This is a genomic window from Roseovarius carneus, assembly GCF_020141465.1.
GTDB lineage: Bacteria > Pseudomonadota > Alphaproteobacteria > Rhodobacterales > Rhodobacteraceae > Roseovarius > Roseovarius carneus.
In genome coordinates this window covers 146,321-162,630 of the sequence record NZ_JAHSPD010000001.1, presented here as the reverse complement: position 1 = coordinate 162,630, position 16,310 = coordinate 146,321, and the positions used below count along the sequence as shown (strand labels likewise).

General features: G+C 61.0%; 15 protein-coding genes and 1 tRNA gene. 6 read left to right on the top strand and 10 right to left on the bottom strand.

Going from position 1 to position 16,310, the window contains the following annotated elements; genetic code table 11:
- Window positions 1–12: 12 nt before the first annotated feature.
- Window positions 13–3,444, bottom strand: a complete 3,432-nt coding sequence (gene putA / locus KUD11_RS00870) for a bifunctional proline dehydrogenase/L-glutamate gamma-semialdehyde dehydrogenase PutA (protein WP_109387432.1) — start codon at window positions 3,442–3,444, stop codon at window positions 13–15.
- A gap of 122 nt (window positions 3,445–3,566) precedes the next feature.
- On the opposite strand from putA, the gene KUD11_RS00865 reads away from it, so the two are divergent.
- The 4 genes from KUD11_RS00865 to tig all read left to right on the top strand — a co-directional run bounded on the left by KUD11_RS00865 (window position 3,567) and on the right by tig (window position 6,402).
- Window positions 3,567–4,034, top strand: a complete 468-nt coding sequence (locus KUD11_RS00865; protein ID WP_109387434.1) for an Lrp/AsnC family transcriptional regulator — start codon at window positions 3,567–3,569, stop codon at window positions 4,032–4,034.
- Between the two features lie 30 nt (window positions 4,035–4,064).
- Window positions 4,065–4,610: a tetratricopeptide repeat protein gene (locus KUD11_RS00860; protein WP_109388414.1), complete on the top strand. Its 546-nt coding sequence runs from the start codon at window positions 4,065–4,067 to the stop codon at window positions 4,608–4,610.
- Window positions 4,611–4,653: 43 nt separating this feature from the next.
- Window positions 4,654–4,740, top strand: a tRNA-Leu gene (locus tag KUD11_RS00855).
- A 327-nt stretch (window positions 4,741–5,067) separates the two neighbouring features.
- Window positions 5,068–6,402, top strand: a complete 1,335-nt coding sequence (gene tig, locus KUD11_RS00850) for a trigger factor (RefSeq protein WP_109387436.1) — start codon at window positions 5,068–5,070, stop codon at window positions 6,400–6,402.
- 70 nt (window positions 6,403–6,472) lie between these two features.
- Here tig and KUD11_RS00845 read toward each other — a convergent pair whose 3' ends face one another.
- From KUD11_RS00845 to KUD11_RS00830, 4 genes are all read right to left on the bottom strand, one after another.
- Entirely contained in the window at window positions 6,473–6,955 is a 483-nt protein-coding gene (locus KUD11_RS00845) for a lytic transglycosylase domain-containing protein (RefSeq protein ID WP_109387438.1), read from the bottom strand.
- Window positions 6,956–7,054: 99 nt separating this feature from the next.
- The gene (gene metG, locus KUD11_RS00840; RefSeq protein ID WP_109387440.1) at window positions 7,055–8,767 is read right to left on the bottom strand and encodes a methionine--tRNA ligase; all 1,713 of its coding nucleotides are present in this window, start codon (window positions 8,765–8,767) and stop codon (window positions 7,055–7,057) included.
- 69 nt (window positions 8,768–8,836) lie between these two features.
- Entirely contained in the window at window positions 8,837–10,057 is a 1,221-nt protein-coding gene (locus KUD11_RS00835) for an MFS transporter (RefSeq protein WP_109387442.1), read from the bottom strand.
- A gap of 78 nt (window positions 10,058–10,135) precedes the next feature.
- Window positions 10,136–10,696, bottom strand: a complete 561-nt coding sequence (locus KUD11_RS00830; RefSeq protein ID WP_224380122.1) for a YceI family protein — start codon at window positions 10,694–10,696, stop codon at window positions 10,136–10,138.
- Between the two features lie 265 nt (window positions 10,697–10,961).
- On the opposite strand from KUD11_RS00830, the gene KUD11_RS00825 reads away from it, so the two are divergent.
- Window positions 10,962–12,005, top strand: a complete 1,044-nt coding sequence (locus KUD11_RS00825) for an aldo/keto reductase (RefSeq protein WP_109387446.1) — start codon at window positions 10,962–10,964, stop codon at window positions 12,003–12,005.
- 18 nt (window positions 12,006–12,023) lie between these two features.
- Here KUD11_RS00825 and KUD11_RS00820 read toward each other — a convergent pair whose 3' ends face one another.
- Window positions 12,024–12,857 carry a MipA/OmpV family protein gene (locus KUD11_RS00820; protein ID WP_181375331.1) on the bottom strand — a complete coding sequence of 278 codons (834 nt, stop codon included), beginning with the start codon at window positions 12,855–12,857 and terminating at the stop codon, window positions 12,024–12,026.
- A 77-nt stretch (window positions 12,858–12,934) separates the two neighbouring features.
- A complete protein-coding gene (locus tag KUD11_RS15140) occupies window positions 12,935–13,060 on the bottom strand; it encodes a hypothetical protein (protein WP_258305396.1) in 126 nt (41 codons plus the stop codon).
- Between the two features lie 116 nt (window positions 13,061–13,176).
- Here KUD11_RS15140 and KUD11_RS00815 point away from each other — a divergent pair, with 116 nt between their 5' ends.
- Entirely contained in the window at window positions 13,177–13,482 is a 306-nt protein-coding gene (locus tag KUD11_RS00815) for a fatty acid desaturase (RefSeq protein ID WP_318010132.1), read from the top strand.
- A 108-nt stretch (window positions 13,483–13,590) separates the two neighbouring features.
- On the opposite strand, the gene KUD11_RS00810 is transcribed toward KUD11_RS00815, so the two are convergent.
- The 3 genes from KUD11_RS00810 to KUD11_RS00800 form a co-directional block, all read right to left on the bottom strand.
- On the bottom strand, window positions 13,591–14,328 hold the full coding sequence (locus KUD11_RS00810; protein WP_397545197.1) for an NUDIX hydrolase: 738 nt from the start codon (window positions 14,326–14,328) through the stop codon (window positions 13,591–13,593).
- Window positions 14,318–14,725 carry a DUF983 domain-containing protein gene (locus tag KUD11_RS00805; protein ID WP_109387450.1) on the bottom strand — a complete coding sequence of 136 codons (408 nt, stop codon included), beginning with the start codon at window positions 14,723–14,725 and terminating at the stop codon, window positions 14,318–14,320. The genes KUD11_RS00810 and KUD11_RS00805 overlap by 11 nt, the downstream gene beginning before the upstream one ends.
- A gap of 156 nt (window positions 14,726–14,881) precedes the next feature.
- On the bottom strand, window positions 14,882–16,270 hold the full coding sequence (locus tag KUD11_RS00800; protein WP_109387452.1) for a diguanylate cyclase: 1,389 nt from the start codon (window positions 16,268–16,270) through the stop codon (window positions 14,882–14,884).
- Between the last annotated feature and the right edge of the window lie 40 nt (window positions 16,271–16,310).

Here is a 16,310-nt window from a genome sequence, read left to right as displayed (position 1 = left end):
TATCCGCACTTGTCAAGCAGCACCCCCCAGAAGGGCTGCGTTTCCGCCCGCCGCTGTGGTGTCCACGCATACGTGCCGCTCGTGCAGGGCGTGACCTGTGTCCGGCATGCCGGTGATAAGCGGCAGGATTGGGCCGGTGCGGCGGCTCAGCGCTTGGGCAGAGGCGCGGGCGGTCTCTGCGTCCCCCCACCAGAGCGCGCCCGAGAGATTGGTGAGCGTTTCCAGCGCCTCGGGGTCGATCTGGCCTACGGCTTCCACGGCGCGCCCACCCAGAAGGCGCACGGCTTGGGCTTGGGCACTTGCGGCGTCGGCCCCGGGACCCATGCACAAAAGCGGCGCGCGCATATGCGTCGTCAGGCGGTTCGATTCGCCCGTGGGGCCGGGCATCAGACGGTCCTGCCGTGGCAGCCGCGGCTCGGCGGCCACGCGGTCCAGCGCCTTTTGCGCGTCACCAGCGCTCATATCTGCGCCCCATGCGCTGCCTTCACTGTCTGCCGGGCGCGCAGTGAAGCGTGTGAGGTAATGTGGCCCGCCCGCTTTGGGGCCCGTGCCGGAAAGGCCTTCACCGCCAAAGGGCTGGCTGCCTACAATGGCACCGATCTGGTTGCGGTTGACGTAGATGTTGCCCGCCTCCACACGCTCGGTCACGTGTTGCACCCGGTCATCAATCCGCGTCATCAACCCGAAGGTCAGCCCGTATCCCGTGGCGTTGATCGCATCAATCACCCGGTCCAGATCACCCGAGCCGAATGTGGCCATATGGAGCACCGGGCCGAAGATTTCGCGCTGCAAATCTTCGATGCCGTTCACGCGGATCAATGTGGGCGCGATGAACGTGCCCGCGTTCGGGGTGAGCAACTCGTGCATCAAGCGCCCCTCGGCGCGCGCGTCCTGAATATGGGCCGCGATCCCGTCGCGGGCCTGAGCGTCGATCACCGGCCCGCAATCGGTGCTGATGGGCCAGGAGGGACCCACTTCGAGCACGTCCATCGCCCCTTTGAGCATGCGGGTGAAATCCTCGGCGATGTCGTCTTGCACATAAAGACAGCGCAGGGCGGAGCAGCGCTGCCCCGCCGATTGAAACGCGGATTCCACGATGGCCTGCACCGCCTGTTCGGGCAGGGCGGTGCTGTCCACGATCATTGCGTTCAGCCCGCCCGTCTCGGCAATCAGGGGCGCGCCGGGGGCCAGATGTGTGGCCATCGCGCTGCGGATTTTCATCGCCGTCGCGGTGGAGCCTGTGAAGGCCACGCCACCCACGCGCGCGTCCGAGGTGAGCGCCGCGCCCACTTCGCCGCCACCGGGCAAAAGCTGAAGTGCTGCTTTGGGCACGCCCGCTTCATGCAAAAGCGTCACAGCCAGTTGGGCGATAAGCGGGGTCTGCTCGGCGGGTTTCGACAGGACCGCGTTGCCTGCGGCAAGTGCCGCTGCAATCTGGCCTGAGAAGATCGCCAAGGGGAAGTTCCACGGGCTGATGCAGGTGAACACCCCAACCGGGCCTGCGTCTGGCACATTGGCGCCGTAGTACCGCAGGAAATCCACCGCCTCGCGCAATTCGCCCACCGCGTCGGGTAGAGTCTTGCCCGCCTCGCGCGCCAGAATGGCGAAAATCTCGCCGTAGTTTTCCTCAAAAAGATCGGCGGCACGGGTCAGCACGCGGCCCCGTTCTGCCACGCTGGCGTCCCACGGCGCGGTCTTGGTAAACGCTGTCTCGATATCTGCCGTGCTGGCGGGGGTGGCGCGCCCGACCACATCTGCGGGGTCTGCCGGGTTGGACACGTCGTGCGCACTTTCCGGTTTGGCCTTACCGGCGAGGATCGGCCCCGCCGTCCAGTGATGCAGTGCGAAGGGGCCGCGCGCGTCCTCAATAGCGTCGAGCGTGGGCTGATGCTTGAGGTCAAACCCTTTGGAGTTCACCCGCTCAGGCCGGAAAAGATCGGGGCCTTTGGTCAGGTCGTTATGCGCTGTCTCGATCACGTCAAAGGGATCGCGCGCGACCTCCTCGGGGGCGACCTGCGCGTCCACGATCTGATTTACAAAGCTGGAGTTCGCGCCGTTTTCCAACAAACGCCGCACGAGATAGGCCAGCAGGTCGCGGTGCGCGCCCACGGGGGCATAGATCCGGCAGCGCGTGCCTTCGGCCTTCAGCACGATATTATGCAGTGCCTCGCCCATGCCATGCAGGCGCTGGAACTCATAGCTATCTTTATCCGCGCCCATATCGAGGATCGCGGCGACGGTATGGGCGTTATGCGTGGCGAACTGCGGGTAGATATGATCGGTCATCCCCAAGAGCTTTTTTGCGTTGGCGATATAGCTGACATCGGTGGCGGATTTATGGGTGAAGACCGGAAAGCCGTCGATCCCTTCGACCTGTGCCTGCTTGATCTCGGTGTCCCAATAGGCGCCCTTGACCAGCCGCACCATGATGCGCCGGTCCAGCCGTGTGGCCAGATCATTCAGGAAATCAATCACATGACCCGCGCGCTGCCCATAGGCTTGCACAACCACGCCAAAGCCGTTCCACCCGGCCAGTGCAGGCTCTGACAGAACCGCCTCGATCACATCAAGCGATAGGGACAGACGGTCCGCCTCCTCCGCGTCGATGTTGAGACCCATTCCAGCGGATTTTGCCAAGAGCGCAAGCGAACGCAGGCGCGGGACGAGCACCTCCATCACCTGCGCGCGCTGGGCGACCTCATAACGCGCATGAAGTGCCGACAGCTTGACCGAAATGCCGGGGTTTTGGCGCGTGTCGTCATGGATGCAGGCCTGTGCGATGGCCGAGATCGCGCGGGAATAGCTTAGGTGATAGCGGGTCGCATCCTTGTCGGTGCGCGCGGCTTCGCCCAGCATGTCATAGGAATAGGTGAAGCCCTTGGCCTCCATCCCGGCGGCACGTTTCATCGCGCCATTGATGTCCTCGCCCAAGACAAACTGACGGCCCATTTCCTTCATGGCGCGCGCCACGGCGGTGCGGATCACAGGCTCGCCCAGACGCTTTACCGCGCTGCGCAAATGGCCGACGGGACCGCCTCGGTCTTTTTGCAGCACCTTGCCGGTCAACATCAGCGCCCAAGTAGAGGCATTGACCAGCGGCGAGGTGGAATGGCCCATGTGCTTGCCCCATTCCGACGGCGCGATCTTGTCCTCAATGAGCGCGTCAATCGTCTCGGCATCGGGCACGCGCAAAAGCGCCTCGGCCAGACACATCAGCGCAATCCCCTCATCGGTCGAGAGGCCATATTCCGCGAGGAACACTTCCATCATCCCCGGATTGGTTTGCCCGCGGATATCGCGCACCAAAGCGGCACCGCGCGCGGTGATACGGGCGCGATCCTCAGGGCTGAGGGCAGCCTCATCAACCAAGCGGCGCAGGGTCGTGGCCTCGTCGGCATAAGTGGCCTGATCAATGGCGCGGCGCAGATCACTATCGAAGGGCATGGGCGGAATCCTCTGGAGCGAAAGGGGGGTGCAATGATCCTCAATTATCACGGTTTACTAAGCCAATATTCCTGATATTCAGGAAATTGCAGGCGAAAAGTCTGAATAAAAGGGTCTATGAGATGCAAACAGACTTTGACCGATACGATAAAGCGATTCTGCGGGCCTTGGCTGTGGACGGTCGGGTCAGCGTGACGGAGCTTGCCCGCCAGATCGGCCTGTCGAAATCACCCACGCAGGCACGGCTCAGGCGGCTGGAGACATCGGGGGTGATCACGGGCTACCGCGCGCTGGTTGATCCCATCCGCATGGGGCTTGATCATGTGAGCTTTGTCGAGGTGCGCCTGCATGACACCCGCGAGGCGGCCCTGTCGGAGTTTAACGTCGCCGTCGCCCGGGTGCCCGAGATCGAGCAGGCGCACCTGATCGCGGGGAATTTCGATTATCTGATGAAAGTCCGCACACAGAATATGGCTGATTACCGTCGCGTTTTGGCTGAGCAGATATCGACCCTGCCGCATGTTTCCAGCACATCGACCTATGTGGCGATGCAGGCGGTGAAAGAGAACGTGGCGGCAGATGTTATTTGACCTACGCGCGTGATGGCTCATTATCAGGGTATGAAATATGCTCTCATCGCCCTGCTGGTCGCCAGCCCCGCCCTTGCTGAGACCTGTGCACCTGTTCAGGATTACACGGTCGAGCTTAACAGCCTGATTGATGCGGCCAATGCAGCGCCGGATTTCAGCGCGGGGCGCATGATCTCGGATCAGATGTGGCATTATTGGGCCAAGGCGCCTGATTTGCGTGCGCAGGAGCTTTTGGATGAGGCGATGTCGCGGCGCGAATCCTATGATTATGATGGGGCGATGTTGGCGATCGAGGGGCTTTTGGCCTATTGCCCGGATTACGCTGAGGGATATAACCAGCGCGCTTTCGTAAACTTTCTGAGGCAAGATTACGAGGCGGCGCTGCCTGATCTGGTGCGCACGCTGGAGATCACGCCGCAGCATGTCGCGGCGCTTACGGGGCAAGCGATGACGCTCATGGCGCTGGACCGCAAGGCAGAAGCGGCTTTGGCCCTGCGCGCAGCGCTGGAGATGAATCCGTGGCTCTCCGAGCGACGGCTTTTGCCGGTGCTTGAGGCGGAGGAAGACGCGCTCTAACCCTCTTTCGCACGCCGCCCGCCCGGTCTATGGTCGCGCCGCTGCGGGCGTGATGGAATGGTAGACATACCAGACTTAAAATCTGTTGGGCCTTGTGCCCGTGTGGGTTCGAGTCCCACCGCCCGCACCAACGGCGTTTTGCAAAGCAAAACGCCCGGCCCAAGCAAAGCACACCCAACCAGCGGCAGGCGTTTGCACCGCAAATGCCGAGAGCGGGTGAGACGTTTTGCAAAGCAAAACGCCCGGCCCAATCGAAGCGGACCGAAGCAGCGGCAGGCGCTTGCACCGCAAATGCCGAGGTCAACCCGGATCACGTCAACCGTGGCAAGTGCTTTGCTGGATGATGATCTTTCCCCAAGACTCTGCTTGCGCCCGCATCAACGCCCCCATAGAAGATCTTTGATTTTGACCGCCGCGGACGCCTCCGTGGCCCGAATGCACTGGATAAGGACGAACAATGCAGGTCACCGAAACGCTGAACGAAGGCCTTAAGCGCGCCTACACGATGATCCTCACCGCCCAAGAGTTGGACGCGAAGGTCATGGAAAAGCTTAAAGAAGCGCAACCCGAGGTCGAACTGAAGGGCTTTCGCAAGGGCAAAGTCCCTCTGGCGCTGATGAAGAAAAACTTTGGCCAACGCGTTATGGGCGAGGCCATGCAAGAGGCTGTTGATGGCGCGATGAGCGCGCATTTTGAAGCCTCTGGCGAGCGCCCTGCGGGCGAGCCTGCGATCAAGATGACCAATGAAGATTGGAAAGAGGGCGACGACGTCACAGTTGAAATGTCCTATGAGGCGCTGCCCACGATCCCCGATCTGGACCTCAAGAAGGTTAAAGTGGAGCGCCTGAAGGTTGTCCCCGACGATGCCTCCGTTGACGAGGCGCTTGGCAATTTGGCCGAGACCGCGCAGGACTTTGAGGACCGCAAGAAGGGTTCCAAAGCCAAGGATGGCGATCAAATCACGATGGATTTCCTCGGCAAGGTCGATGGCGAAGCATTTGACGGCGGTGCGGCGGAAGATTATCCGCTGGTGCTGGGCTCGAACAGCTTCATCCCCGGATTTGAAGAGCAGCTTGTTGGCGTGAAAGCCGGTGAGGAAAAGGACGTGACCGTCAATTTCCCCGATGAGTATCAGGCCGAGCATCTGGCGGGCAAGGAAGCGGTTTTTTCCTGCACGATCAAAGCTGTGAAGGCTCCAAAAGCCGCCGAGATCAACGATGAGCTGGCGACGAAATTCGGTGCCGAAGATCTCAACGCGCTCAAAGGCAACATCCGCGAGCGTCTGGTGCATGAATATTCCGGTGCTGCGCGCGCCGTGATGAAGCGTGGGCTTCTGGATCAGCTGGACAAGATGGTCGATTTCGATCTGCCACCCTCCATGTTGGACGCTGAAGCGGGGCAGATTGCTCATCAGCTTTGGCATGATGAAAACCCCGAGGTCCAAGGCCATGATCATCCCGAGATCGAGCCGACGGATGAGCACATCAAGCTGGCCACGCGCCGCGTGCGCCTGGGGCTTCTTCTGGCAGAGCTTGGTCAGCGCGCCGAAGTGCAGGTGACGGATGCCGAGATGACGCAAGCCATCATGGAACAAGCCCGCCAGTATCCGGGTCAGGAGCGCCAGTTCTTTGAATTTGTTCAGAAAGATCAGCGTATGCAACAACAGATGCGCGCGCCTATCTTTGAAGAAAAAGTGATCGACTACGTGGTTGAGCTTGCCACTGTGACCGAAAAAGAGGTCTCAAAGGACGATCTGCAAAAGGCCATTGAGGCGCTCGAAGACGAGAGCTGATATCGACCGATCAGATGACTTGAGAACGGGGGCCGCTGCGCCCCCGTTTTTGTGTTGAAAGACCCTTCGATCAGCGGCAATGCCGCGCCACTTCACGCGTTCTGAGGCCGGTTGCGACCAACAGACACCGATCGTGCGCCTCGTAGTAATAGCCGCGCGCATACCACATCACGGCTTCGTCTATATCGCCATCCGACACCATCCACGCCCCGCGCAGATATTTCACCGCGTAGTTCAGGTTCGTCTCCGCATCCAAAAGGTCGTGGTTGCGGCCCTGAAACCCCATGCCACGGGCGGTGGCGGGCAGAATCTGCATCATGCCGAAGTAAGGCCCATTGCGCGCGGCGGGGCGATAATCGCTTTCGCGCTGGATAACCTTGTGGACAAGGGGCCGGGGTACGTCATGCCGGTCTGCCGCCTCATTGATCAAGAGCCGCAATTCGGGCGTCTCGTTAGGGTAAAGCGCCGGACCGGATGGGGCGTTAGGTGGCGGGGTAGAACCACCGCAGGCGGCAAGGGCTAGGAAGAGAGCGGGCAGGATAATCCGGCGCATGATGCGGGCCTTTGGTCGGTTGATCTGCCCGCACAAAGCCCCCGATTGCGTGGCCGGACAAGGGGTGCAGGTGACTTTGCGCGCTTTTCCGCGTCTCGCTCAATCGCGCACGCCAGAAAACCGCGCCTGCCAGTCTTCGCGCTCATCATCGGTGATCTTGGCAAAGAGTACCTCAGGCACCTCGAACACATGCCCCGCAGGCAGGGCGGTGAGCGCGGCAGGCACGTCATCGGGCCAACTGTCATCTGTCGTCTTCATCGACGCGAGCATAGACGCCGCCGCGTCCGGGATGAAGGGCTTGGAGAGTACGGCGTAGACACGGATAAGGTTCAGCGCGAGGCGGATTTGGGCCGCCGCACGGTCCGGGTCCTCCTTGAAGACCGACCACGGCGCGACCGATTGCAGATACTCGTTCCCGATGGTCCAGATCGCGCGCAGCTCATTGGCCGATTTGCGCACCTCCATGGCCTCCATATGCGCCTCATAGGCGCGGATGCGGGGGGTGAGGGTCTCGATCAGGGCCTCTTCCTCGGGGCCAAAGCTGCCCTCCGCCGGCACGGCCTCGCCAAATTTGGAGCGGCAAAACTTTGTCACGCGGCTCACGAAATTGCCCAGGATATCCGCCAGATCCTTGTTCACATCAGCCTGAAAATTCTCCCACGTAAACTCTGCGTCCGACGTCTCGGGCGCATGGCTCAAGAGCCACCAGCGCCAGTAATCGGCTCCCAAAATCTCCAATGCCTGATCCATAAACACGCCGCGCCCTTGGGACGTGCTGAACTGTCCACCATCATAATTGAGGTAATTGAACGACTTGATGTAATCCACAAGCTTCCAAGGCTCGCCCGATCCGAGGATCGTGGCCGGAAAGCTAAGCGTATGAAACGGCACATTATCCTTGCCCATGAATTGCGTATATCGCACGTCGTCCGCGCCTTTGTCGGTCCGCCACCAGCGCTCCCAATCAGTGCCTTTGCCCGCCTCCACCCATTCACCGGCACAGGCGATGTATTCGATCGGCGCGTCGAACCAGACATAGAAGACCTTGCCCTCCATTCCTGGCCAATCCTCAGAGCCGCGCCGCACAGGAATGCCCCAATCCAGATCGCGCGTGATCCCGCGATCCTGAAGCCCGTCACCATCGTTGAGCCATTTGCGCGCGATGGATGTAGTCAGGATCGGCCAATCGGCCTTGCTGTCGATCCAGTCATTAAGCTGCCCCCGCATCCCCGATTGCATCAGGTAGAGGTGCTTTGTTTCGCGCACTTCCAGATCGGTGGAGCCGGAAATGGCGCTGCGCGGATTGATCAGGTCGGTGGGGTCAAGCTGCTTGGTGCAATTCTCGCACTGATCCCCGCGCGCCTTGTCATACCCGCAATTGGGGCAGGTGCCCTCGATATAGCGGTCGGGCAGGAAGCGGCCATCTGCGTTTGAATAGACCTGTTTCTCGCTCACCTCCCGGATCATGCCCTGATCGGCCAGACGGCCCGCAAAGTGCTGGGTCAGCGCATGGTTCTGGGGGCTGGAAGAGCGGCCAAAGTGATCGAAGCTGAGCCGGAAGCCCTCTGCGATGCCCGCCTGCACGGCGTGCATTTCGGCACAAAACTCCGTCACCGGCTTGCCCGCCTTGGCGGCGGCCAATTCGGCAGGGGTTCCATGCTCGTCCGTGGCGCAAAGAAACAGCACCTCATGGCCGCGCTGGCGCAGATAGCGTGCATAAAGATCGGCCGGAAGCTGGCTGCCCACCAGATTGCCCAAATGCTTGATCCCGTTGATGTAAGGGATCGCCGACGTGATGAGATGACGTGCCATGTGCTGGGCCTTCCATGCTGCGCTCGGCCCAGTTTAGCGCAAGGCGCATGGGGGGGCCAGAGGGGCTGCTTACTTGTCGCGGATCTTGCCGGTCAACTGCCCGATGGTAAAGGAGGTGCGCGGCGCCCAGATATAGCGGGTTTTCTTGTCCGTCGTGGGGCGCACCAGCATTCGGCCAAGCCCGAAGAGAATGAGGGCGGCGTGTCCCACGGCGATCATCACAAACATCGCGCCCGGCCCGTAGGCCTCAATGAGGGTGGACGCCAGAAGTGGCGCTGCAATGGCCCCCAACGCATAAAAGAACATGAGCGCCGCTGCCAGTTCGACCCGCTCGTGGTTTTCGGCGAAATCGTTGGCGTGTGCGGCGGCAACTGAATAGATCGGGAAGGACGTAAGGCCAAAGAAAAACGCGGACCACATGACCCCGTTGACCCCAAGCCCCGGCATCGCGGCGGTTATGATGCAGCAGATGATGGCCGCGACTGACAGCCCGATCATCACATGGCGGCGGTCGAACTTATCCGCGAGCCATCCCATGGGATATTGCGCTAGCGCCCCGCCCAGAACGAAGGCCGCCAGAAAATAAGCGATTTGATCCACAGCCAACCCCACCTGTTGGCCATAAAGCGGACCAACCATCCGAAAAGTCGCGCTGGATATGGCGGCCACAACCACGGCTGCCGCCGCAAGGGGCGAACAAATGATCGCAAGGCTTGGCCTGAGGCGAGGGGCGGCTGGCGTCTCGGGTTGGCTCACCTTCGTCAGGGTCAGCGGCAAAAGGGAGGCGCAGCAAAACAGCGCCAGCAGATTGTAAGAGACGTATGAGGCGGGCTCCAACACCGAAATCAAGAGTTGCGCCACAAGCGATGCGCCCATATCAGCCACGCGGTAGGCCCCCATTGTGCGCCCACGCGTCTCGTTGGTGACCTTGGCCTGAAGCCAGGCCTCGATCACCGTATAGCACCCCGCGACGCAAATCCCCGAGGCAATCCGCATGATTGCCCAGGCATAGGGATCAACCACCAGCATATGCGACATCAGCCCGATCGTGCCGGCCGCCGTAAAGGCTGCAAAGGCCCGGCTGTGCCCAACTGAGCCCATGAGGCGTGGTGCCCACCAACACCCGATAAAGAACCCCAGAAAATGCGCCGATCCCAAAAGGCCGATCTGCTCGGTGCTAAAATCAAGTGCCAGCCCGCTCAGAGCATCAAGCGGACCCACCCCACCCGACGAGAGCTGCATCAAAATGACCGACAAGAAGAGGGCCGCAAATGATATGGCGGTGCGCATAGGGCCAAACTTGCATGGCTGCTGCCCGGCGCCTTGAGCATATTCGACCGATATGTGTCGTTTTTATTCCCCGCGCCGCTATTTTTCGATGCGTGCCATGATGTTGAGATCGATCCGGTCGCCAACAAAGCCTGCAAAACCGCCCGCGCCAAAGGCCGCCCGGCTGATAGCGCCAGTCAGTTGTACGGTGAGGCGGTCAAGATCATTCACATCCGTACCGCGCTGCCGAAAAAGCCCCGCGTTGAGGCGCACAGGCCGGGTGATCCCCCGAATTGTCAGATCCCCCTCCACCACGGCCCCGCTCAGATCGCCTGTGATACGGGTAGAGCGAAAGAGGATCTCAGGATAGCGCCCGACGTCCAGAACCTGCGGGCCTTTCATGGTTTGCGTCACGAAAATCACACCCGCCGTGGCCGCAGCCGCATCCAGCGTCACCTCGACCTCGCTGCGTGCGACATCACGCAAATCAATCGACATCTTTGCGGCCTTGACCGGCATCGTGCCGCGTGCCGCGATCCCCTGAAGGTCAAACCCGAACGCAACCTCGCTGCGCGCCACATCCAAGCGGTAATCCGCAGGTGCTGCCAAGACCACGCTGCCCCAAGTGATAAGGGCCAAAAGTGCCAATAGTCTGCGCATGCGAGAGGGCTTTCTCATGTTTCGATGGACTTAACATGGGGTGATCTGCCCGCAATGCTCGGCCCAAGCCGCATCACGTTTGCGTAGTGCTGCTTTTTCTTGGCCTAAATACCCATTTTTCCTATCCGGCACCTGATCAAGCGCAAACGCTATATTGGCCAGTTTAAGCAAAGGCAGGCGATATCGCGATGGGCCAAAACCGGATGGGACAGCCTGCTCAAATGTTCTAGGGTCCCGACAAACTCCTCGACTGAAAGGCATTCCCATGCAGATGACCCCCCTTGGCCGCACCGGATTGATGGTGAGCGAACTTTGCCTCGGCTCCATGACATGGGGCACACAGAATACCGAAAGTGAGGGCCACGCCCAGATCGACCGCGCGCTGAGCGCAGGTATCAATTTCATAGACGTCGCCGAAATGTATCCGGTGAACCCACTGAGCGCCGAGACCCAAGGCCGCACCGAAGAGATCATCGGCACATGGTTTGCGCGCACCGGGCGGCGCGAGGATGTGATCCTGGCGACAAAGCATTCTGGCAAGGGTTACAAACACGTGCGTAGCGGCGCGCCCATCACGGCGCAGTCCATCCCCGAGGCGATTGAGGGCTCGCTGAAGCGCCTGCAAACCGATCATATTGATCTTTACCAATTTCACTGGCCCAACCGGGGCAGCTACATGTTCCGCCAGAACTGGCGCTTTGATCCGTCGGCCCAAGATCGCGAGGAGACCCGCGCCCATATGGAAGAGACGCTTGATGCGCTGTCCGCCGAGGTGACGCGCGGCACGATCCGGCATTTTGGCCTCTCGAACGAGAGCGCCTGGGGCACGTCCGAGTGGTTGCGCATCGCAAAAATCAGAGGCGGACCGCGTGTGGCGTCGATACAGAACGAATACTCACTTCTGTGCCGTCTCTACGACACCGATCTGGCGGAACTGAGCGTGAACGAGGATGTGGGGCTTTTGTCCTTCTCGCCCCTCGCGGCTGGGCTGCTCACGGGCAAATACCAAAACGGCGCTGTGCCCGAAGGTTCGCGCATGGCGATCAACGGCGATCTTGGCGGGCGCAAATCCGAGCGCGCTTTTGCCGCCACGCAGGCCTATCTGGATCTGGCCGCAGAGTACGGAATCGACCCGGTGCATATGGCGCTTGCATGGTGCCGCACGCGGCCCTTCATGGCCTCGGCCATTTTTGGCGCCACGACGATGGATCAACTGGACCGCGCCCTCGGCTCAGTGGCCGTCACGCTGGACGAGGACCTTCTGCGCGCGATCGATCACACGCACAAGGCCCACCCCATGCCCTATTGAGCGGGTCAAAGCTCAAACTCAAAACTGGAAACCAGTAAAGAGGCCGAAGCGCCCTTGGCTGCGCGATCCGCGTTGTTGGACCAGCGACGAATCTCCCACATCGCCCGACAGCACGTCATAGCCCGCAATGGCCGTGATCGCTGCGGTTTGGCTGACCGGGATCGTCAGCGACGCACTCAGCCCATAAGAATTGATGCCGCCGCCAGCATTGTAGACAGCAAGGCCCGAGGCCGCCGATTGCGCCGCGTTCACGTCGAAAAATGCGCCGTTGTAGTCGGAGCTTGCGAAGCTGATCGTCGGCCCCACGGCGAAAAACGCAGGTGGGCCGAAGCCGGTAAGCGTGGTTTTGTAGTCAAACCGCGCCGCGCCGATCATCCCGTCATGTCCACCGCCAAGCCCATTGCGCACCTCCAGATAGGCCTCAAACTGGTTCGCGCTATACTCGACGAACCCGCCAAGTTCGACTGTGCCATCCACATCGCCAAGGCCCAACAGATCGTTCGTGCCGCCGCCCGAGATGCGGAACATGCTGTCACCATCTTGATCGCGGCCAAAATCATAGCGCAGGATCGGGCCCGCGCGCAGCGCACCCGTGCGGATCAGGTTGAAACCGATTCCCTCATTGATCGACGCAAAGAGGATATCGCTGTAGCTGATCCGCACACCGGGCAGGGCGCTGATCTGATACTCGTCATCGCCATAGTATTTTGGCGCGGCCAGAAGCCCGAAATCCAAACGGACGTTCCAACCTTGGTCGGTGCGCGATTGCTCGGGGAAGGTTTGCGCCCATCCGGCACCTGCAAGGCCGATTGAAGCTGCGGTGATAGCGGTCAGGGCGCGTATTCGGGCCATGTGATCTGCCTCATATGATTTTGTCTTCTTATACGCAGTTTTTTTGCAAATGGATGCGGTTTTTGAGGTTTTCGTCATTACGGGCGGTTTTCCCCATCCTGCGACAGGTGCGCTTCCAAATCGCGCAGCATATCTGGCACCTCGCAGGCCGAAACTGTGGCTTCGCGCAGAAGGTGGTCGAAATGCCGGGTCAGGGCCTGCACGCGCTCGGTGTCGCGAAATGCCGTCTAGAGCGTATCGCGTTTAACTGGATTCAATTGAACGCGACACGCTTTAATTGCGCTCAATATAGAGAGCTGCCAGCAGGGGCTCGAATATTGTGACTGGCGCGGCTCGCGCATATTCCAGCGGTCTGTGTGGTTTGGTACTGGTCTGGGCTGCGCCAATGCCGCTTTGGGCCTATGTCATCGCGGCCTATCTCGGGCTTTCAGTGCTGAAGATCCGCACCTTTCTGGAGAATAGCGCGCATGACCGATCCAGCGGTCGCACCGTGGTGATCGAGGGTCGCGGTCCGCTAGCGCTTTTGTTTCTCAACAATAATTACCACGTGGTCCACCATATGCATCCCAAAGTCGCATGGTACGCGCTGCCGGATATGTTGCGCAAAACCGCGCGCGTTACATGACGCGCAATGACGGCGATCACGACCGATCCTATGGCGACATTTTCCGGCGGTATTTCCTACGCGCGAAAGACCCTGTGCCGTATCCGCTCTGTCCCCCAGACTAAGTTGTCAGTCCACAGCGGATGGGCTGCGGCCCTTGAGGCGTAGAAAAAGGCTTGCCTCATCGTCATTGCGGTAAAACGGCACCGAAGCAGGCGGGTTTGGGTCATCCACCCGCGCCGCGATCTCGGCCAGAACCACCTCGGTGATGAAGGGCAGGTCCACGCGGCGCATCTCGGCCAAGGGCACCCATTGCAGATGAGACAGTTCCTCGCTCGCGGCGCTGAAATCATCGAGGTCGCTCATCAGATGCTCGGCTTCGACCAAAAAGAACCGCGCATCAAAGCGGCGCGGGCGCCCCGGCGGGGTGATCGCGCGGAAGACGAATTGCAACGGCTTGGCGCTGGGCACATGGCCGGTTGCGGCATAGCTGCGCCAGTCTTCGGGGATATCGCCAGACCACGTCCCCGCGCGGCCCAAGATAAGGCCGGTCTCCTCCCAAAGCTCGCGTATTGTTGCCACGGCCAGTGCATGGCTGAGGTCGCTGGTGCAATCCTCGGTCAGGCGCGCGGCGCATAGATCGGGCAGGGGGCTGGCCAAGGAAATCTCCGCGTCGCCTGCGTCCACCGTGCCTCCGGGGAAGACAAATTTGCTTGGCATGAAAGCGGCTTGCGCACCGCGCTGCCCCATCAAAACGCGCGCGCCACCCGCATCGCGGCGCAAAACGATCACTGTGGCTGCATCGCGAATCTGCGTCTTGTCGAGTGTCATGGCCATCCCTTCTGTCGGTGCTGGATCAGTCGCCATCCCCAAATCCGTGCATCTGCCGCGCCCATTGAAAGGCCACGATAGCGCCTTTCAATCTTGGCAGAAGGTAGAGGGAGAGGGTGACACAGCCAAGCGCAAATACCGCAAAGAGGACCAAAGGTTCGGGCCGGAACTGTACGAAGGCGATGTGCAGCAGCGGAGCCATCAGGTGCCCGACGATCAAAATGGTCAGATAGGCCGGGCCGTCATCTGCGCGGTGTCCGCTGAAATCCTGACGGCAGACGGTGCAGGTGTCGCGGATCTTGAGATAGCTTTTGAGCAGGGGGCCGGAGCCACAATTGGGGCATTTGCTGCGAAATCCACGGCGCAGCGCGGGCCAAAGGGCGCGTTCTGCGGCGGTGGTAGGGTTGTCCGCTTGGGGGGCTGTTTTTTGCATGTGATGCTCCGGGCTTGATACCGGCTACCATCTGCTTTGGTGCGGGAAATGAAAAGGGGGCAGGGTGTCGCGCGATGTCTGGCATGGGTGCGCCGGTGATGCATTCGGCGAGGTGGCAGCCCCTCGACGCAATCGCCTGCTTGAAGGCCGCAGGGCTCAGGCGGCGGGGCGGGCGCAAACGGTGACGGTGTTGCGGCCGCACGCCTTGGAGCCATAAAGCGCGCGGTCGGCCTGCTCGATCAGCGCCTCTGCATCTGTTTGGCCGTGCTTGTCGCTGAACCCCATCGCGACGCCGATGCTGACGGTCACGCCAAGCTCAGGCGCGCCGCCCGGAACGTGCACCGTCCCGGCGGCCACATCACGGCAGAGCCGGCTGGCGGTATCGCGCGCGGTTTGCGCAGAGGTATCCGGCATCACGATGAGAAACTCCTCCCCGCCGATCCGCGCAATGAGGTCATTCTCGCGCAGGCCCCGGCGCAAGAGATCCGCCACATGCACCAGAACCTTGTCGCCCGCCGCGTGGCCGTGATCGTCATTGACGCGTTTGAAATGGTCCAAGTCGGCTACCATGACGGCAAATGCCCTGCCCTGCCCCTGCTGACCTCGCGCAAGCTCAGTGAGGAAGGGCAGGGCGAAGCGACGATTGTAAAGTCCCGTGAGCGGATCAATCATCGCGGCTCGGAGCCCGTCATGCAGACGGTTGCGCAAACCCTCTATCGCCTTTTTGCGCCGCATCTGGTTTTGCAGCCGCAAGGTGAGCTCAGGCAGGTGCAGTGCACCGGTCATCACGTCATCAACACCCATATCCAAGAGGGTCGCCGCCAGTGGCCCCGCATCATCCTGCACCACGGCCACAATACGGCTATGGCGCATATGAGGTGCAGCACGAAGCTCTGCCATCAGCTTTGTCACAGTGTCATCCGCGCCGGGCATGCTGAGGAGGACCACCACATCCGGCCCGCGCACTGCACCGGAATTGGTGAGCGCGCGGGCGGTTTCCATCACGGTGATCTTGTCGCGACAGGTGGCTTGAAGCCGCGCACGCAAGCTCGTAGCATCGCCTTTGTCCACGCTCAGAAGCGCAATTTCGCCGGGGGTCTGGAAACCGCCCTGCGCCTCGGAAAAGCCCGAAGCGCAATCGGGCCCCGCGCTCATCCGCATATCCTGAAGCGTATGGTGCTGGCGCAGCAGGCCGCGCATCCGTGCAAGCAGCATCCGTTCGTTGATGGGTTGCGCGATCACGTCATCCGCCCCCGCCAGAAGGCAGGCCACGCGTCCGGCGCGGCACTCCTCAGGCAGGATCAGCACGATAGGGATCACCGCCAGATCAGGCCGAGCCCGCACGCGGGTGATAAAGTCCTCTGCACCCATGTCGGACAGCTTGGCGTTGGCCACGATCATATCAGGTCGGTCTCTGCGGATGGCCTCCAACGCCTCGGCACCGGAACGGGCTTGTGCCACATCGAAATACGCCGCTGAAAGTTTTACCTTCAGCACGATCCGGTTGGTTGCGACCGTATCAACGATCAAGATATTCCCTGACATGGCCCCCGCCTTTCAGACTTGCCCTTTCCGCTGCATTAAC